A 16,687-nucleotide genomic window follows, 5' to 3' on the forward strand; every position below is an offset into this window, starting at 1 on the left:
CTTTCGCTGTCAACAAGTTTTTTTCATTTTCGCGAAAGTTTTTTTCACGGCCCCGTCGGGGCAACTCGTTGGCGCGAGGGAGACTTATGTCTCATTTTCAAACCCGCGTCAAGAACTTTTTTGCCATCCGGGAAAATTTCTTTTCCCGTCGCCCTTTCGAACGTGGCCAGCTCGTTGGCGCGAACGGCTTTATGCGCCTTTTCGACCCCACCGTCAAGCATTTTCCCACAAAAAATTTTGTGGATTTACTCCATGCTGACTGATTATTCAATCAACATACCGAAAAGACACATAAAAATGTTTGCATTCTTTTCAAGCAACATACTGCCCCCAAAAAATCCCGCTACAGGCAATGCCGGAATGGGGCCCTCGCAATGCATCCACCTTCCTGCCTTTCCGCGCACCTCCGATACAACGCCACAAAACTGCCGGCGAAGCCTCCCTGGCAGCTACCTCTTCCAGCCCATAGATGGCGGCGAACTCCCAATGACAGCACTCTACCTCGCCTTCCTCCTGCGACGAGCGGACCTCTCGTTCGTCCGTATCCGGCTGCCCTCTTCGGCCATAAAAAAAGCCGGGAAAGGTCTCCCCTTCCCGGCCTGTCATGACTGATGCTCCTAATCCCCCACGATCAGAGTGCTGCCCACGCGCAAATTCTGGGCATCGACCCCATCATTCCAGCGCTTGATATCCTCCACCGAGACATCGTTCTTGCGGGCGATGCCCCACAAGCTGTCACCGGCCTGGATGGTATAGGTCTTGGTGCGGGAAGCACGGGAGGCCTTGCCCTTCGGCGAAGCCTGCCGCTCGGAAGAAGCCGGACGCGACGCCGCGGCGCCGCCTTTGCCGGGGATGGTCAGGCGCTGGCCCACCTGCAACTGGCTGGGGTCGTCGATATTGTTACAGGCCTGCAGATCGCTGACCGAAACGCCGAACTGCCGGGCCACGCCGTAGAGGGTATCGTTGGGCCGCAGCACGTAGACGCCGCCCGAAGGTTCGGGCCTGTTGCGCTCCTGCCTGTCCCGACCGGACGAGCGTTCTTTCCGCGAGGGCTTGTCGTCCGCCGCGGCCACGGCCGAAGGCGACATGGGCACACCACGCGGCAACAGCAGGGTATCCCCGGCGTAGATCTTCTTCTTTTCGGGGTTGGCGGCCTGGATGCGTTCCAGGGGCACGCCGCTGCGCTTGCTGATCCGGGCCAGGGAGTCGGACGAGGTCTGCACCTTGGTGGGACGCCAGTTGGCAAAGGCCGAAGCCGACGACGAACGCAGGAAGGCCTGGGCCTGGGCCTCGTTCTGGACCGGCACATAGACGAAGGTGGAGCGCTCGGTGGACGAGATGGTCCGCTTGTGGTGCAGGTTGTAGCCCTGGAAACTTTCCCAGCTCAAACCACAGGCACGGCTCAGGGCGATGAGGTCGGTACCGGGGCGGGCCGTCAGGCGACGGACCGGGGCGGGCTTGTCCTGATCCACGGGCGTGAAGCCCAGCTGGGGCAGGTTGCGCATGATCTTGCTCATGGCCAGGAAGCGCGGCACATACTGCACGGTCTCGGGCCGCAGGCGGGCTTTTTCGTCCAGCTTGTGGTTGCGTTCCACCACTTCGTAGAAATTCCGGGCGCCCGTCCCTTCCTTGGCCCGGCTCATCTTGCCCTCACCGGCATTGTAGGCGGCGATGGCCGTGGGCCAGTCGCGGAAGTCCCCGTACAGTTTCTGGAGATAGTCGGCGGCGGCTTCGGTGGCGCGGTAGGGGTCCAGGCGCTCGTCCAGCCACCAGTCCTGGGTCAGACCGTATTTCATACCGGTATAGGGCATGAACTGCCAGGCGCCCAGCGCCCCCACGCGGGATTCCGCATCGGGCCGGTAGCCGCTCTCCACCAGGGCCAGATAGGCCAGTTCCTCAGGCATGCCGCGCGAACGGAAGACCTTGCGGGCATAGCCCAGATAGGGCTCGGCATTGCGGGAAAAGACGCTCATGGTCCCGCGCCCCTTGCGTAGGAAATGCTTGTATTGCAGGACGACGTCCGGCATGGAGGCCTTATGGATGTCGCGGTCGATGCGGGCCGTGTTCTGGAAGGCGGCCAGTTCCGTGGGGGTCAAAGGCTCGCCGCCCTCGTCGCCGGGGATGATGAGGGACGGCATGGAAAGGGGCTGTCCTTTTTTCTGTTTGCTGCCGCAGCCGCCTGCCAGCAACAGACAGAAGGCCAGAATACAAAGCACCCCCAGACGTGCGCGGCCCCTGCCGGACCAATCAGGAAAGAACATGCTTACTCCCGTGCCCCCGGCTTGCCATGTGCCGGGAAGCTGCGTACACAAAAACGGATCGGGACCTTTTCCCGGTCCCTCCCAGTAACAACGCCCCCAATCATGGAGACGCCATGAATCAAACTTCCGAGACCCCGCTCCTGCCGGGCATGAAGCCCGTGCTGGAACTTTTGCGGACCGACCCGCAACGCATCGACCTCGTCTTTTGCAAAAAAGGCCTGCGTACCCGGGATGCCCAGGACGTGCAGCAGCTGTGCCGCCAGAGCGGCGTGCGCTTCAGTCTGGTGGATCAGGCGGCCCTGGACAGGCTCTGCCGCGAGGCCGCCCAGCAGAACGGCAACGATGCCGCGCCGCTCAACCATCAGGGCGTGGTGGCGCGCCTGACGGCCACGGATTTCCGTGATCTGGCGGACGTGCTGCAGGCCGCGGCCGAAGCGCCCCTGCCGCTGGTGGTGGCCCTGGACCAGGTCCAGGATCCGGGCAATGTGGGCACCCTGTGCCGCACCCTGTATGCCCTGGGCGGCGCGGGCGTGATCCTGCCCCGCCACAACAGCGCCTATCTGGGCCCTGCGGCCCATCGTGCGGCTGCCGGGGCCCTGGAACGCCTGCCCGTGGCCCGGGTGACCAACCTGGCCCATGCGCTGGACGAAGCCGAAGAGGCGGGGTTCAGCATCTACGGCGCGGGCTGCGGCCCTGACGCCGCCGACGCGTTCGAACACGCCATGCAGCTGCCCGCCGTGCTGGTGCTGGGCAATGAAGACAAGGGCCTGCGCCCCGGTGTGGCCAAACGCTGCGGCCGGATGCTGCGCATCCCGCTGGCGCGCAAATTCGATTCGCTCAACGTGGCCCAGGCAGGCGCCATCCTGCTGGGTCTGGCCGCCATGCGCCGCCAAGGATAACAAAAACAAGCCCCTGCGCCGCATGCTGGGGGAAAAATAGCTTGGCCGCCAACATGCGTCAACAGGAAAGGCCGCTGACAGCGCGGCTGGCAAGGGAGTTCCCCCGGGAGCTCCCTTGTTTTTTGGGCTGCCGCCGGAAGAGCCCCTCTGTCCGCGTATGCCTTGACTTCCCTGCCGACAGCGATATTTTGAAATATATTTCAAATCAAGGATGTCCCATGCGACCGCAAAAATTGCGCCTCATCGCTGCCAAGCCCGCGTGCCGACGCTTCTCCCCTGACACAGGGAACGACGCGCCCGCCATGACGCTGGGCCTGGACATGCTGGAGGCACTGCGCCTGGCTGATGCCGAAGGGCTGTCGCAAGAAGAGGCCGCCCGGCAGATGGAGATCTCTCCGCCCACGTTCTACCGCCTGCTGGCCGAAGCCCGCCGGCGTGTGGCCCAGGCCCTGACCCGGGGGCTGCCCCTGGTCATGGAGGGCGGTCCCGTACGGCTGCGTTGCCAGCACCACAGCGGAGGAGAGGGCCCTCACGGCGGACACGGACAGCAGCCGGATGGGGCGACGCGGACGCCCGGGACAGCAGAGCAGACAGATGAGCCGTGTCCTCCTGCCCGTCCGCGTGGCGGGCACGGCTTCGGGCATGGCAGAAGAGGCCGGACATCACGCTGATTTCCGGTCCGACGACGCACACCGGCGCAGGCGGCATGATGCCGTTCAGGGGCGGCGCAAAGGAGCGACAGACATGCTCTGGACGAAACTCGGCATGGGCCTGCTGGGCATGGCAGGCAAGGGACTGGCCGGCAGCGGCCTTTTGCAGACCCTCAGCAAGGGACTGGCCGGCAGCGGCCTTTTGCAGACCCTCAGCCAGGGGCTGGGCAGCGGTAAAGGCGGCGGCTCCGGTAAAGGCATGGGATGCGGCAGAGGCGGCTCCCTGCACGGCAGCGGCATGAAGGGGAGCCGCAGCGGCAAAGACGGCAAGGGCTGCCGCCAAACGGACGCCCCGGCCCTTGATGAGCTGCTGACCGGCCTCCTGCAACGCCAGACCACCGTGGGCGAGACCGTACGTACCTTCCTGCCTGCCGCGTCTCCGCACGAGGCCGGAGCGGAGACCATCGACGTGCAGGCCCTGCCCGCAGGCGCCGCAGCATCGACGGCCGTGGACAACACGGATATGGAAGCCGCCATGCGTGCACTGCTGGGGAGTATCCACCATTTCAGCGACGGACGTGTCCGCCTGCGTCACCCCCTGTTCCGGGAAAGCAGCACGTTCGGGGCCCTGCACACGCTGCTGTGCGAGGGGACCGGCATCCGGGACGCCACATTCAACGCCGCCACCGGCTCCGCGCTGCTGACCTATGACCCCGGCCAGACGAGCCGCAAGGAGTTCCTGCAGCAGGCCCTGCCCCTGGGGGCCTGCCTGCTGGAATGGGAGTCCCGGCACTCCTGATCTTGTCCGGGCCTGCCCCGTCCCGGCGGACAGGCCTGCCCTACGGCCCGATGATGCGGCATGGCGGCAAGGTGACAACGTATGAAGTCACAGCCTGCTCCCTGCCCTCTTCACCGCAAAAGGCTGCAGCTCACCACCTCCCCGCTCCGGCCCAACACCATGAAATAAAAAAGGAGCCTGTCAGTGACAGGCTCCTTTCATATCCTCGTGATGATCCGTTACGCGGGGACCTTGGGCGGACGGGGACCGAAGATGTCCGTGCCGATGCGCACCAGGGTGGCCCCTTCGGCCACGGCGGCGGCAAAGTCGCCGGACATGCCCATGGAAAGATGGGGCAGCGGCAGACCGGTACGCGCCCGCATGTCCTCACGCAGACGGTAAAGGCGGGCAAAGTAGGGCCGGGCGGCCTCGCCCGCGTCGAAGACGGGCGGCAGGCACATGAGCCCCTGCATCTCCAGATGGGGGCAGCGGGCCAGCACATGCTCCTCCAGCTCGGGCAGGGCATCGGCCATGATCCCGGCTTTCTGGGGCTCCTCGCCCACATTGATCTCGCACAGCACGGGCTGGACCACGCCCAGCGCGGCGGCGCGCTTTTCCAGGGCGTCGGCCAGCTTGACGGAATCCAGGGTGTGCACCAGGGCAAAGGCCCCGGCCACCTGGGCGGCCTTGCGGCTCTGCACATGACCGATCATGTGCCAGCGGATGTCACGGCACTGGGGCTGCGCCACCAGATCCTGCCGTTTCTGCAGGGCCTCCTGCACATAGTTCTCGCCAAAATCCACCTGTCCGGCGGCGGCCACACAGGCCACGTCCTCGGCCGGATGCAGTTTGGAAACGGCGATCAGGCGCACCTCTTCCGGCTTGCGACCAGCACGGGCAATGGCTTCGCCCAGCCGATCCAGCACGGAAAGATAGCGCTCACGCAAGGCGGAATCATCCATCATGCATTCCTCTACAGGGATTCGGCCCCCATGCCCAGCTCGCGCAGGAAGGCCGTATCTTCCGTCCAGTTCTCGCGGACCTTGACCCACAGTTCCAGGTGCACCTTGCCGCCGATGAGCTCGCGGATGTCCTGACGGGCCTCCATGCCCACCTGCTTCAGCACCGAGCCGCCGCGGCCGATGACCATGCCCTTGTGCATGGGACGGGCCACATAGATGACGGCGTGGATGATGGTCTGCTCACGTTCGGGGTCTTCGTCCCAGTTCTCCACTTCCACGGCGATGCCGTAGGGCACTTCCTGACGCAGGTGCAGGAAGAGCTTTTCGCGCACGATCTCGGCGGCCATGAAGCGCACCGGCGCGGTGGAGATCTGGTCTTCGGGGAACTGGGCGATGCCCTTGGGCAGCTGCTTCTTGATGAGCTTGGCCAGTTCGGGCAGGCCGTCCTTGTTCAGGGCCGACACCGGGAAGATCTCGGCGCGGGGCCACATCTCGTTGAGACGGGTCAGCAGGGGCAGCATGCGGCTCTTGTCGGCGAACAGGTCCACCTTGTTGGCCACCACCACCATGGGGCGCTCGTCACTGGCCAGGGCCTCGGCCACGGGAGCCAGGTCGCGGTCCAGATATTCGGGATGGCGGATGTACAGGTGGGCGTCCAGCACGGGCATGATGACGTCGGCCTGGCCAAGGCTCTGCCACACGGCCTGGATCATGGTCTTGCTCAGACGGCCGCGCACCTGCGACAGGCCGGGCGTATCCATGAAGATGGCCTGGGCATCGTCGTCCGTCAGGATGCCCACGATCTGGTTGCGGGTGGTCTGGGGCTTGGGCGTGACGATGGTCACCTTCTGGCCCATGAGCCCGTTCAGCAGCGTCGATTTGCCGGCATTGGGCGGGCCCATGAGCGCCACCCAGCCGCAACGGTAATTCTGACCGTTCATTGTTTTTCCTCGTATATATGTAATGAAAAAATGAGTGTCTGAGCCCTGTCTCCCATATCCGGCGCGCCTGGTCAAGCGCGGCGAAGGCCCGCCCGGCCATCAGGAGGGCAGCCCGCCGCAGGGCGGGACAGCACATGACGGGGCAGCTGCAAGGAGCGGCAAAAGGGAGCGATGCCACCGGGACCGGGCAGGGAGACGGCCCGGCGACCCGTCATGCCACAAGGGAAAGGACGGACAGGGAACCGGCACAGGAAAAGACAGCCCCGCCGCAAGGGAGAGGCCGCACGCCGCACAGGCACGGCCGGACATCCCGGCCCCGCGCGCTGCGGCAGGAGCTAGAGCCGGGGATCGTCCACAGGGACCTTCCGGCCCGTGCGGGCTTCCAGCCAGGCCCGGATGCGGGCATGGGAGGCGGCCCATACCCGGTTCTTCTCCTCCATCATGCGGGCATCGGCCTGACGCAGCAGCACCTCGGGCGCCACGGAACCGTCATCGGAGCCTGCCAGCCCGAAGGAGAGCTCCAGCGGCAGGCCGCCGGCGGCATTCCACGCCTCCAGGGCCTTGCGGATGGTGGACAGCCGCTCGCGCACCACACTGCCGGGAGCAGCAGGCCTCCTTCCTTGCGGACATAGGTCCAGTAGCCACCGTCTTCCCCTGCCGGCAGGGAGGCCTCATGACGCACGTCGAACGTGCCGAGGATCGTCTGCGGCCTGCCGTCGGCATCGCACTGGATGATGCTCAGGTCTTCGCGAACATGCCGCCCGTTGTAGGTATAGGCACAGCTCAGGCAGCCGGGCCCCTGCCCCGCCAGGGCCATCTGGCGCTGGCGCTGCAAAAAGCGGCGCTGCGGTTCCGGCAGCCGGTCCAGAAAATCCGCCATGGTCCGCGGCGCCGTCTCCGGCGTCAGGCCCAGCAGGAGCAGGGCCGGCGCACAAAAGACGAGGCTGTCCGTCGGCAGATGCCAGGTAAAACAGGGGGTGGAGTGAGTAGGAAAGGACACGATCCCTCACTTGTGTTCGAATGCGAAGAGTACCGTCATCCTACCCAAAAGTGATATTAAAAATCAATTTTACTATATTCCCCTGTACTGGCGGACTGTTATCAAAGGCCCCGGCCCTGGGCCGCCTCATCGGGATAGAGGCTTTCCATATGGGCCAGGAAGGACGCATAGCGGTCCTCCAGGATGGCCTGGCGTGCCTGCCTGACCACATTGAGGAAGTAGGTCAGGTTGTGCAGGGAGTTGAGGCGGAAGGCCAGCAGCTCCTTGCTGACGTACAGATGCCGCAGATAGGCACGGGAGAACGTCCGGCAGGTGTAGCAGTTGCAGGCCGGATCCAGGGGGCTGTCGTCCTCGGCGTATTCCTTGCGCTTGATGTTGACCTTGCCCAGCGAGGTATAGAGCGTGCCGTTGCGCGCATTGCGGGTGGGCAGCACGCAGTCGAACATGTCGATACCGGCATTGATGCCGTGGGCGATGTCCAGGGGCGTGCCCACACCCATGAGGTAGCGGGGCTTGTCCTTGGGCAGCTGGGGCGCAATTTCGTACATGAAATCGTAGAGCATGTGCTTGCTCTCGCCCACCGAAAGGCCGCCGATGGCGAAGCCGTCGAAATCGTGGCAGCACAGCTCCTCGATGGAGCGCTTGCGCAGATCCTTGAAGAAACCGCCCTGGGTGATGGCGAACAGCAGGTTCTGGCCGCTGCCCTGCGGATAGGCCGCGCGGGCGCGCAGGGCCCAGCGCGTGGTCAGGGCCAGGGACTTTTCCGTATAGGCATAGTCCGCGCCGTAGGGCACGCACTCGTCCAGCACCATCATGATGTCGGAATTGAGGTTGCGCTGGATGCCCACCACGCTCTCGGGCGTGAACAGATGCCTGGAGCCGTCCAGATGGGAACGGAACTCCACGCCTTCCTCCCGGATCTTGCGCAGGGAACTCAGGCTGAAGACCTGGAAGCCGCCGCTGTCGGTGAGGATGGCGCCGGGCCAGGAGGCAAAGCCGTGCAGGCCGCCGTGCCGGGCCACCAGCTCGTCACCGGGACGCAGGTAAAGGTGGTAGGTATTGCCCAGGATGATGGGCGCGCCGATGGCGGCCAGGTCGTCCGGCGCGATGGCCTTGACCGAGCCCACGGTGCCCACGGGCATGAAGATGGGGGTGGGGATGACGCCGTGTGCCGTGCGCACCTGACCGGCGCGGGCCGCATTGTCGCTGTGTTCGAGTGTATAGACGGATTGTGTCATGGCGGGCAGACTAGCCGGATGGGCGCGGAAAGACAAGCCGTCCGGGGCCGGGATTTTTTGCCTGTGAAACCCGGCCGTTGCCGGAATCACGGCAGACTTTCCTTGTGCCTGCCGGGCAATGTTGCTATGCTGCCTCCCTGTTTTTCATCCGAGGAGCCGTCATGAGCTGCACTTTTACCCCTTCCCGCTGTCATATCCGCCTGGGAGCCCTTGTCCGCAACTTCAGCCGCATGGGCCGGCCCGACAGACTCATGCCTGTCATCAAATCCGATGCCTACGGTCACGGCATGACCGAAGTGGCCCACGCCCTGGACGCCGCCGGCGCCCGCCATTTTGCCGTGGGCACCGTGGCAGAGGGCATCTGCCTGCGCCAGGACGGCCTGGCCCAGACCATCCTGCCCCTGCTGGGCTGCCAGAACGACGAAGACTGGCAGCAGGCCAGCGCCTGCGGCCTGACGCCCCTCATCACCGGTTTCGAGGCCCTGGAAAAGGCCGCCGCCCTGAGCAGCCCCGCCGATCCCTGGGGCGTGGCCATCAAGCTGGATACGGGCATGAGCCGCCTGGGCTTCAGCGCGGAAGACATCCCGGCCCTGCTGGAACGCCTGCGCGCCTGCCCCGGCCTCAAGCCCACCCTGGCCGTCTCGCACTTCCCCTGTGCCGACATGCCGGAAAAGGAAAATTTCACCCGCCGCCAGCTGGAAAAGTTCACGGCCATGACCGACAGCCTGCGGGTGGCCTACCCGGCCCTCAAGCGCTCCCTGGCCAACTCGGCCGGGACCATGGGCTGGCCCGAGAGCCGCTTCGAGCTCTGCCGCCCGGGCTTCTCGCTCTACGGCGGCAATCCCTTCCGGGGCACGGCCTGGGAGGAACGCGGCGCGGGTCTGGAACCCGTCATGGAAGTGAGCGCCCCCTTGCTGCAGGTGCGCCACCTCAAGCCCGGCGAAGGCATCTCCTACGGCCAGACCTTCATCGCACCGCGCGAGATGAGCGTGGCCGTGGTGGGCGCGGGCTATGCCACGGGCTATCCCCGCGGCGCCTCCGGCCGCATCCATGTGCTGGTCAACGGCCGCCGTGCGCCCCAGGTGGGCCGCATCTGCATGGGCATGTTCATGATCGACGTCACGGGTCTGTCGGCCCGCGCCGGTGACCTGGCCTGGCTGCTGGGCGGCCCTGCCGCACCGGGCGAGACGCCCGTCAACATCGACGAGCTGGCCGAAGCCTGCGGCGGATTCTCGTACGAGCTGCTTTGCCTGCTGGGCCAGGGCAGCCCGCGCGTGTACCACAAATAAGCCGTGGCGCAGCGCCCGGCATACGGCATCCGTCCCGGATATGCGGGCAAGCCTGCCCCTGCCCGTGAGGGACGGCGCAACGGCCCCGCAGCCGCTCAAAAAAAGATTTTTCCGCCGCTTTTGCGGCCAAAAACTTGACAGACGCGCCGCTTGCGGCTATAGAGCGTCTTCCCTTGCTCGTACCAGAGGGGTACGGGCTGTCAGTCCAAAAGGAGATAACCATGCGGAAATTTGAGACCCTGCTCCTCCTTTCGCCGGAGCTGTCCGCTGAGACCCGTGAGGGCATCCTGACCGCCCTGACCGGCGTGGTGGAACGCGAAAACGGCGTGATGGAAGAAGTGGATCACTGGGGCATGCGCGATCTGGCCTACCCCGTGCGCAAGCAGATGCGCGGCTACTATGTGCGCCTCGTGTACCAGGCTCCCGCCGAACTGGTGGCCGAACTGGAACGCAACGTGCGCATCACCGACGGCATCTTCAAGTTCGTGACCGTCAAACTGGCTGAAGAAGTGGAGGTCGCGTAATGGCTTTCAAGAAGAAGTTTGCCCCCCGTCGCAAGTTCTGCCGCTTCTGCGCGGACAAGGATCTGCCCCTGAACTACAAGCGCCCTGACATCCTGCGCGACTTCATCACCGAACGCGGCAAGATCATCGCCCGCCGCATCACCGGTACCTGCGCGCACCATCAGCGTCTGCTGACCCGCGAAATCAAGCGTGCCCGCCAGATGGCCCTGCTCATCTACACCGCCACGCATGATTCCACCGTCAAGAAAAAGAGCATGATCTAAGGAGGCGCACATGAAACTGATACTCCGCGCCGACGTGGAAAATCTCGGCAACCTTGGCGACGTCGTCACCGTGAAGCCCGGCTACGGCCGTAACTTCCTGCTGCCCCAGGGCCTGGCCATGGTGGCTTCCGAAGCCAACATGAAGGCCTTTGAACTGGAACGCAAGAAGCTCCAGGAACGCATGGATGCCCTGCGCGCTGACGCCCAGGCCCTGTGCGCCAAGCTGGAAGCTCTGGAAGTCGTCATCCCCATGCACGTGGGCGACAACGACAAGCTGTACGGCTCCGTGACCAGCAGCATCATCGGCGATGCCTTGGCCGCTCTGGGCGTGGATGTGGACCGTCGTCGCATCCTCATGGACGCCCCCATCCGTACCCTGGGTGATCATCCCGTGCGCGTGCGCCTGCACGCCAGCATCGTGGCCACCGTGCCGGTGAAGGTCGTTTCCGACCATCCCGTGGTGGAAGAAGAAGCCCAGCCCGAAGCCGAAGCTGAAGCTCCCGCCGCCGAAGCCGAATAAGGCAGGCGTCGGCCTTCCGGCCCAATGCTGATCAAAGCCCCGCTCATCGAGCGGGGCTTTTTTCATGCCTGTCGTCTGCATCCCTCGCGTCGCGGCATGGGGCATCACCTTCCGGCCCATGCACGCCCTGTCCCGCGGCAAGGCCCGTGTGCCCGCGGGCAGCCTGCCCCCAGGTTTGCCCGATGGCGCCGTTCCCGCGCTCCGTTCCACCGGATGAGGGGGCGCGACGGCCCCGGCATCCCTGCGCGCCCGTCGCCCGCAAGGCCCTGTCCGGCTACGCAGCGGATGCAGGCACGTCCGCCGCACGCCGGAGCGGACAGGCGCGGAGCCCGGCCCTTCCCGGACACGAGCACCGCATTGACAGGCACCAGCGCAACCCGTATGCCTTTCAGGCGACATCACTCATCCCGAACCCGCGAGATCATCATGGCCAGCAACGAACCTTTCGGCTCCGCCTCTTCCCCGTCCCCCCGCCAGTCCGGCGCGCCCCGCACCAGCGAGGGCAACGACCGCGCCCGCACCGCGGAGAACGACCTGCTGCGGCGCGTGCCGCCCCACAGCCCCGAAGCCGAACAGGCCGTGCTGGGCGGCATCCTCATGCGGCCCCAGCTCATGCACGTCATCGTGGACCTCATCGCGGACACGGACTTCTATCTGCCGGCCCATGCCACCATCTTCCGGGCCTTCCTGGACCTGTACCGCAAAAGCGCGCCCATCGACCTCATCTCCACCGCCGAGCAGCTCAAGAGCAACAACGCCCTCGAAGAGGCCGGCGGGGCCGTCTATCTGGCCGACCTGGCCCAGGCCGTGGTCTCCGGCGCCAATGCCGAATATTACGCCACCATCGTGCGCGACAAATCCCTGCAACGCGGCCTCATCAATGCCTGCTCGTCCATCATCAGCAACTGCTACGATGCCTCGCGCGAGGTGGGCAGCCTGCTGGACGAGTCCGAACAGGCCGTGTTCGCCATCTCGCAGCGCACCACGGGCCGCGACTTCACCGGCGCCCGCGAACTGGTGGACAGCGTGTTCGAGAACCTGTCCAAGCTGGCCGACTCCCGCGACGTCATCACCGGCGTCACCACCGGCTACACGCGCCTGGACAAGCTCACCGCCGGTCTCCAGCCCTCGGACCTCATCATCGTGGCCGCCCGTCCCAGTATGGGCAAGACGGCCTTCTCGCTCTGCATGGGCCTCAATGCCGCCATCCGCCAGGGCGTGCCCGTGGCCGTGTTCTCGCTGGAAATGAGCAAGGAACAGCTCATGCAGCGCATGCTGGCCGTGTGGGGCAAGGTGGACATGTCCAAGCTGCGCCGTCCGGCCCTGCTCACCGACGCCGACTGGAGCAACCTCTACGCCGCGGCCGACGTCATCTCGCGCGCGCCCATCTACATCGACGACACCCCGGCCCTGACCACCCTGGAGCTGCGCGCCCGTGCCCGCCGCCTCAAGGCCGAAAAGGGCCTGGGCCTGGTCATCGTGGACTACCTCCAGCTCATGCGCACCAGCCGCCGCACCGACTCGCGCGAGCTGGAGATCTCGGACATCTCCCGCTCCCTCAAGGGCCTGGCCAAGGAGATGAACGTGCCCGTGGTGGCCCTTTCGCAGCTCAACCGAAAAGTGGAAGAACGCGGCGACAAGCGTCCCATGCTCTCGGACCTGCGTGAATCGGGCGCCATCGAACAGGACGCCGACGTCATCATGTTCGTCTACCGCGACGACGTGTACAAGTTCACCAAGCCTGCCGACCGGCCGGTGCAGGGCATCGCCGAGATCATCATCGGCAAGCAGCGCAACGGTCCCGTGGGCGTGGCCGAGCTGCTCTATATGTCGCCCTATACGGCCTTCGAAGACCTGGCCCCCGACTGGGCCCCCTCGGAAACGCCGCAATAACCAGTCACGGATCGAGGAGCCCCGCCCGCATCCTTGCCGATGCCCGCGGGGCTCCTTTTGTCACCGACGGCGCGGACCGTGCGGAGCGGCCCGGGGAGACACGCATACTTCCTGCCCTGCCCCTCTCACGGGAGTATCGCTCCCGGCGTCTTCCTGCGCCCCCTGTCGCAAGCGATCCTCCCCCTGTTTTTCCCCTGCCGGACCTCCTTCGCAGCGGTGCGTCCGTCCCGCCCCTTCCAGGCCAGAAGATTGTGCGCTCAACCAGCATTTTTCCAGCCATCCCGGCACCTTTGTGCAAAGAAAAATGATTTTGTGAAAAAAAACGCGAACACTGGCCTATCCCCCCCTTCTTTGCCTGATAAATCAGCCTGTTCGCCGCCCGAAAGCCCCCCGAAAACAGGGCCAAAAAATCGAAAAAATCAAGAAATAACGGACTTTTTCCGTCAGTCTGCGTTGACAAGCCCAGCAAAGCATGTTTCTGTTTTCTCAATTGCCGCAGGTCTTCAAGCTGTTTTGGGGATCACATGCGGTGTGTCTGTCACTTTCGAGAGGGTGTTTTTTCATGTCCAAGTCCATCTATGTTGGGAACCTCCCCTGGGCCGCTACTGAAGAACAGGTACAGGATCTTTTTGCCGAATACGGCAAAGTTCTGTCGGTGAAACTGGTCAGCGACAGGGAAACCGGCCGTGCCCGTGGCTTCGGCTTCGTGGAAATGGAAGACGGTGAAGCTCAGGCTGCCATTGAAGCTCTGGATAACTACAGCTTTGGTGGTCGCACCCTTCGCGTCAACGAAGCCAAACCCCGCGCCCCGCGTCCTCCCCGCTACTAGGGAATTCCCGCGGACATAAGAAACGCCCCGGGTGCATCGCTTCCGGGGCTTTTTTTATTGGCAAAGGACCATGACGGACACCGGAAAAAACAGCCCATCCTCCCCTCCCGCAGGGCACGGGACAGGCTCCCCCGCCTTGCCGAGCGCGGCAAATTCTGCCATGATGTGAAAGACGTGCCGGGAGTACCGCACGAAGCAATCTTAATGAGGAGGCTTGCATGCTCAATCCCAAACAGTGTGTTCTCTACAGCGGCGGCGCTGCCGGGACCGAACAGTTTTTCGGCGCTCTGGCCGAAGGCTGGGGCATCGAAGAAGTCAACTACAGCTTTGAAGGTCATCAGATCGAGCGCAAGCGCGGCGTGCGCGTGCTTACCTCCGAAGAGCTGGCGCTCAAGGACGTGAGCCTGACCTACGTCTCCAAGCTCATGAACCGCGAGTATACCCGTGCCCCCATCTTCCGCAAAGTGCTGCAGTCCATCTGCTGGCAGGTCAGCAGCGGCAACCAGGTCATCGTCATCGGTGCCATCCAGCCCGACAACACCGTCAAGGGCGGTACCGGCTGGGGCGCCGAATTCGCCAAGATCTGCAACAAGCCCCTGCTGGTGTTCGACCAGCCCAAGAACGGCTGGTTCACCTGGGACAAAGAAGTCTGGACCCCGGTGGAAAAGCCCGTCATCGAGCATGCCCACTTTGCCGCTACGGGCACCCGCTTCCTGGAAGACAACGGCCGCGACGCCATCCAGGACCTCTTCGCCCGCTCCTTCAACCGTTAAGCCGCGAGCAGCCCAGGCTGCCGGGCCTTTTCGGGCGCATCCGCCGCGCTTTCACAGGCGCGGCGTTTTGCGTCCTGTGAGGAATCCATGGCCCAGCAATTCACCGAAACAGAACGTGCCATCCTGCGTATCGTGCAGGCCGACCTGCCCGACTCCCTGACCCCGTATGCCGACATCGCCCGCACCGTGGGCTGCACGGAAAAGGAGGTCCTCGACCTGCTCTCCCGCCTCAAGCAAAGCGGTGCCATCCGCCGCTTCGGGGCCAGCATCAAACACCAGAAGACCGGCTGGAACCACAATGCCATGGTAGGCTGGAAAGTGGCCCCCGAGCTGGTGGAAGAATGCGGTACCATCGCCGCCCGCCACAGCCACATCTCCCATGTCTACTACCGTCCCAGCGCCGCTCCCGACTGGCCCTACGAGCTGTACACCATGGTGCACGGCCGCAGCGAACAGGAATGCCTCGACGTGGCGCAGGAACTGATCGCCACCACGCCCCTGCGTGAGTACGCCATCCTCAAGAGCTTGAAAGAGCTCAAAAAAATCTCCATGACCTATTTTTAGGAGCCTGACGCCAATGGACGACAAATCCCGCGCGCTTTTTGACAAAGCCTGCCAGCTCATCCCCGGCGGGGTCAACAGCCCCGTGCGCGCCTGCCACAACGTGGACAGCCTGCCCCTCTTCATCGCCGAAGCCCACGGCAGCCACATCATCGACGTGGACGGCCGCGAGTACATCGACTTCATCCTCTCCTGGGGCCCCATGATCCTGGGCCATGATCACCCCGCCGTCACCGCCGCCGTGCGTGAGGCCGCCGGTCGCGGCACCAGCTACGGCGCTCCCTGCCCCGACGAAGTCACCCTGGCCGAAGAAGTGGTGGCCGACATGCCCAGCCTGGAAATGGTGCGCATGGTCAACTCCGGCACCGAAGCCACCATGAGCGCCCTGCGCCTGGCCCGCGGCGTCACCGGCCGCGACAAGGTGCTCAAGTTCGTGGGCTGCTACCACGGCCATGCCGACCCCTTCCTGGCCGCCGCCGGTTCCGGCCTTGCCACCTTCTCCATCCCTGGCACCCCCGGTGTGCCCGCCGCCGTGGTGGCCGACACCCTGCTGGCCCCCTACAACGACCTTGAGGCCGTGCGCGAGATCTTCCGCCAGCATGGCGAAGGCATCGCCGCCATCATCGTCGAACCCGTGGCCGCCAACATGGGCCTCGTCCTGCCCAAGCCCGGCTTCCTCGAAGGCCTGCGCGAGATCACCCGCCAGTACGGCGCCCTGCTCATCTTCGACGAAGTCATCACCGGCTTCCGCGCCTCCTTCGGCGGCGCCCAGGCCCGCTTCGGCATCGATCCCGACCTGACCACCTTCGGCAAGATCATCGGCGGCGGCCTGCCCGTGGGCGCCTTCGGCGGCAAGCGCCAGTACATGGAAAACGTGGCTCCGCGCGGCGCCGTCTATCAGGCCGGTACGCTCTCCGGCAACCCGCTGGCCATGGCCGCCGGTCTGGCCACCCTGCGCCAGCTGCGCCAGATGGACTACGATGCCCTCGAACGCCGCGTGTCCGCCTTTGCCGGCGAACTGCGCGCCATCCTCAGCGCCAAGGGCGTGCCCATCCAGATGCCCACCATCGCCTCCATGTTCTGCCCCTACTTCAGCGAGCAGGAAGTGGTGGACTTCGCCACCGCCAAACAGTGCGACCAGCAGCTGTTCACCACCTTCTACAAACAGATGCGCCAGCAGGGCATCTTCCTGGCGCCCTCGGGCTTCGAGACCGGCATGGTCTCCTTCGCCCACACCGACGACGACTTCAACAAGGCCCTGGACGCCGCCCGCAAGGTCAGCTTCTAGGCTGCCATTGAAGTTTGA

Annotated in this window: 19 protein-coding genes; 14 read left to right on the forward strand and 5 right to left on the reverse strand. The window is 64.8% G+C overall.

The genetic code is table 11. The features are described from left to right. On the forward strand, positions 1–263 hold a 263-nt coding region (locus ACQRCJ_RS10300), incomplete at its 5' end, for a hypothetical protein (protein WP_427799751.1). Between the two features lie 354 nt (positions 264–617). Here the strand turns inward: ACQRCJ_RS10300 and ACQRCJ_RS10305 are convergent. Beyond that, a complete protein-coding gene (locus tag ACQRCJ_RS10305) occupies positions 618–2,261 on the reverse strand; it encodes a LysM peptidoglycan-binding domain-containing protein (protein ID WP_303933502.1) in 1,644 nt (547 codons plus the stop codon). Positions 2,262–2,374: 113 nt separating this feature from the next. On the opposite strand from ACQRCJ_RS10305, the gene ACQRCJ_RS10310 reads away from it, so the two are divergent. From ACQRCJ_RS10310 to ACQRCJ_RS10320, 3 genes are all read left to right on the forward strand, one after another. Further along, positions 2,375–3,160, forward strand: coding sequence for a TrmH family RNA methyltransferase (locus tag ACQRCJ_RS10310; protein ID WP_168936153.1), 786 nt, complete (start codon positions 2,375–2,377; stop codon positions 3,158–3,160). Between the two features lie 218 nt (positions 3,161–3,378). Continuing rightward, positions 3,379–3,831 (forward strand): DUF134 domain-containing protein, encoded by a 453-nt coding sequence (locus ACQRCJ_RS10315; protein ID WP_427799752.1) that lies wholly within the window; start codon positions 3,379–3,381, stop codon positions 3,829–3,831. Positions 3,832–3,904: 73 nt separating this feature from the next. Then, on the forward strand, positions 3,905–4,609 hold the full coding sequence (locus ACQRCJ_RS10320; RefSeq protein WP_427799753.1) for a hypothetical protein: 705 nt from the start codon (positions 3,905–3,907) through the stop codon (positions 4,607–4,609). A gap of 218 nt (positions 4,610–4,827) precedes the next feature. Here the strand turns inward: ACQRCJ_RS10320 and ACQRCJ_RS10325 are convergent, their stop codons facing one another. The 3 genes from ACQRCJ_RS10325 to ACQRCJ_RS10335 form a co-directional block, all read right to left on the reverse strand. Beyond that, on the reverse strand, positions 4,828–5,553 hold the full coding sequence (locus ACQRCJ_RS10325; protein WP_168936156.1) for a YggS family pyridoxal phosphate-dependent enzyme: 726 nt from the start codon (positions 5,551–5,553) through the stop codon (positions 4,828–4,830). Positions 5,554–5,561: 8 nt separating this feature from the next. Further along, positions 5,562–6,491 carry a GTPase Era gene (gene era / locus ACQRCJ_RS10330; protein WP_006008984.1) on the reverse strand — a complete coding sequence of 310 codons (930 nt, stop codon included), beginning with the start codon at positions 6,489–6,491 and terminating at the stop codon, positions 5,562–5,564. A 335-nt stretch (positions 6,492–6,826) separates the two neighbouring features. Beyond that, positions 6,827–7,081 (reverse strand): hypothetical protein, encoded by a 255-nt coding sequence (locus tag ACQRCJ_RS10335; protein ID WP_427799754.1) that lies wholly within the window; start codon positions 7,079–7,081, stop codon positions 6,827–6,829. A gap of 83 nt (positions 7,082–7,164) precedes the next feature. Between ACQRCJ_RS10335 and ACQRCJ_RS10340 the strand changes: the two genes are divergently transcribed. Continuing rightward, positions 7,165–7,545: a hypothetical protein gene (locus ACQRCJ_RS10340; protein ID WP_427799755.1), complete on the forward strand. Its 381-nt coding sequence runs from the start codon at positions 7,165–7,167 to the stop codon at positions 7,543–7,545. A 47-nt stretch (positions 7,546–7,592) separates the two neighbouring features. On the opposite strand, the gene tgt is transcribed toward ACQRCJ_RS10340, so the two are convergent. Further along, positions 7,593–8,729, reverse strand: coding sequence for a tRNA guanosine(34) transglycosylase Tgt (gene tgt, locus ACQRCJ_RS10345; protein ID WP_297137801.1), 1,137 nt, complete (start codon positions 8,727–8,729; stop codon positions 7,593–7,595). 161 nt (positions 8,730–8,890) lie between these two features. Here tgt and alr point away from each other — a divergent pair, with 161 nt between their 5' ends. From alr to hemL, 9 genes are all read left to right on the forward strand, one after another. Continuing rightward, positions 8,891–10,018, forward strand: a complete 1,128-nt coding sequence (gene alr / locus ACQRCJ_RS10350; protein ID WP_297137802.1) for an alanine racemase — start codon at positions 8,891–8,893, stop codon at positions 10,016–10,018. 221 nt (positions 10,019–10,239) lie between these two features. Continuing rightward, positions 10,240–10,542 (forward strand): 30S ribosomal protein S6, encoded by a 303-nt coding sequence (gene rpsF, locus ACQRCJ_RS10355; RefSeq protein WP_040370053.1) that lies wholly within the window; start codon positions 10,240–10,242, stop codon positions 10,540–10,542. Further along, a complete protein-coding gene (gene rpsR, locus ACQRCJ_RS10360) occupies positions 10,542–10,805 on the forward strand; it encodes a 30S ribosomal protein S18 (protein WP_006008972.1) in 264 nt (87 codons plus the stop codon). Before rpsF ends, rpsR begins: the two co-directional genes overlap by 1 nt. A gap of 10 nt (positions 10,806–10,815) precedes the next feature. Next, positions 10,816–11,325: a 50S ribosomal protein L9 gene (gene rplI, locus ACQRCJ_RS10365; protein WP_006008970.1), complete on the forward strand. Its 510-nt coding sequence runs from the start codon at positions 10,816–10,818 to the stop codon at positions 11,323–11,325. A gap of 426 nt (positions 11,326–11,751) precedes the next feature. Then, the gene (gene dnaB / locus ACQRCJ_RS10370) at positions 11,752–13,218 is read left to right on the forward strand and encodes a replicative DNA helicase (RefSeq protein ID WP_239465104.1); all 1,467 of its coding nucleotides are present in this window, start codon (positions 11,752–11,754) and stop codon (positions 13,216–13,218) included. Positions 13,219–13,780: 562 nt separating this feature from the next. Beyond that, complete coding sequence (locus ACQRCJ_RS10375) at positions 13,781–14,047, forward strand: RNA recognition motif domain-containing protein (RefSeq protein ID WP_006008963.1); 267 nt, start codon at positions 13,781–13,783, stop codon at positions 14,045–14,047. A gap of 218 nt (positions 14,048–14,265) precedes the next feature. After that, on the forward strand, positions 14,266–14,820 hold the full coding sequence (locus tag ACQRCJ_RS10380) for a hypothetical protein (RefSeq protein WP_006008959.1): 555 nt from the start codon (positions 14,266–14,268) through the stop codon (positions 14,818–14,820). Positions 14,821–14,907: 87 nt separating this feature from the next. Then, entirely contained in the window at positions 14,908–15,384 is a 477-nt protein-coding gene (gene ahbB / locus ACQRCJ_RS10385; protein WP_427799756.1) for a siroheme decarboxylase subunit beta, read from the forward strand. Positions 15,385–15,397: 13 nt separating this feature from the next. Beyond that, positions 15,398–16,669 carry a glutamate-1-semialdehyde 2,1-aminomutase gene (gene hemL / locus ACQRCJ_RS10390; protein ID WP_168936162.1) on the forward strand — a complete coding sequence of 424 codons (1,272 nt, stop codon included), beginning with the start codon at positions 15,398–15,400 and terminating at the stop codon, positions 16,667–16,669. Positions 16,670–16,687: the final 18 nt, after the last annotated feature.

It is taken from the genome of Desulfovibrio sp. SGI.102 (assembly GCF_050314315.1).
Taxonomy (GTDB): Bacteria; Desulfobacterota; Desulfovibrionia; order Desulfovibrionales; family Desulfovibrionaceae; genus Desulfovibrio.

Bases quoted from the DNA above. Each gene is read 5' to 3' on its own strand.
- ACQRCJ_RS10305 (WP_303933502.1), bottom strand. From the start codon at position 2,261: ATGTTCTTTCCTGATTGGTCCGGCAGGGGCCGCGCACGTCTGGGGGTG.
- ACQRCJ_RS10310 (WP_168936153.1), top strand. From the start codon at position 2,375: ATGAATCAAACTTCCGAGACCCCGCTCCTGCCGGGCATGAAGCCCGTG.
- ACQRCJ_RS10315 (WP_427799752.1), top strand. From the start codon at position 3,379: ATGCGACCGCAAAAATTGCGCCTCATCGCTGCCAAGCCCGCGTGCCGA.
- ACQRCJ_RS10320 (WP_427799753.1), top strand. From the start codon at position 3,905: ATGCTCTGGACGAAACTCGGCATGGGCCTGCTGGGCATGGCAGGCAAG.
- ACQRCJ_RS10325 (WP_168936156.1), bottom strand. From the start codon at position 5,553: ATGATGGATGATTCCGCCTTGCGTGAGCGCTATCTTTCCGTGCTGGAT.
- era (WP_006008984.1), bottom strand. From the start codon at position 6,491: ATGAACGGTCAGAATTACCGTTGCGGCTGGGTGGCGCTCATGGGCCCG.
- ACQRCJ_RS10340 (WP_427799755.1), top strand. From the start codon at position 7,165: ATGACGCACGTCGAACGTGCCGAGGATCGTCTGCGGCCTGCCGTCGGC.
- tgt (WP_297137801.1), bottom strand. From the start codon at position 8,729: ATGACACAATCCGTCTATACACTCGAACACAGCGACAATGCGGCCCGC.
- alr (WP_297137802.1), top strand. From the start codon at position 8,891: ATGAGCTGCACTTTTACCCCTTCCCGCTGTCATATCCGCCTGGGAGCC.
- rpsF (WP_040370053.1), top strand. From the start codon at position 10,240: ATGCGGAAATTTGAGACCCTGCTCCTCCTTTCGCCGGAGCTGTCCGCT.
- rpsR (WP_006008972.1), top strand. From the start codon at position 10,542: ATGGCTTTCAAGAAGAAGTTTGCCCCCCGTCGCAAGTTCTGCCGCTTC.
- rplI (WP_006008970.1), top strand. From the start codon at position 10,816: ATGAAACTGATACTCCGCGCCGACGTGGAAAATCTCGGCAACCTTGGC.
- dnaB (WP_239465104.1), top strand. From the start codon at position 11,752: ATGGCCAGCAACGAACCTTTCGGCTCCGCCTCTTCCCCGTCCCCCCGC.
- ACQRCJ_RS10375 (WP_006008963.1), top strand. From the start codon at position 13,781: ATGTCCAAGTCCATCTATGTTGGGAACCTCCCCTGGGCCGCTACTGAA.
- ACQRCJ_RS10380 (WP_006008959.1), top strand. From the start codon at position 14,266: ATGCTCAATCCCAAACAGTGTGTTCTCTACAGCGGCGGCGCTGCCGGG.
- ahbB (WP_427799756.1), top strand. From the start codon at position 14,908: ATGGCCCAGCAATTCACCGAAACAGAACGTGCCATCCTGCGTATCGTG.
- hemL (WP_168936162.1), top strand. From the start codon at position 15,398: ATGGACGACAAATCCCGCGCGCTTTTTGACAAAGCCTGCCAGCTCATC.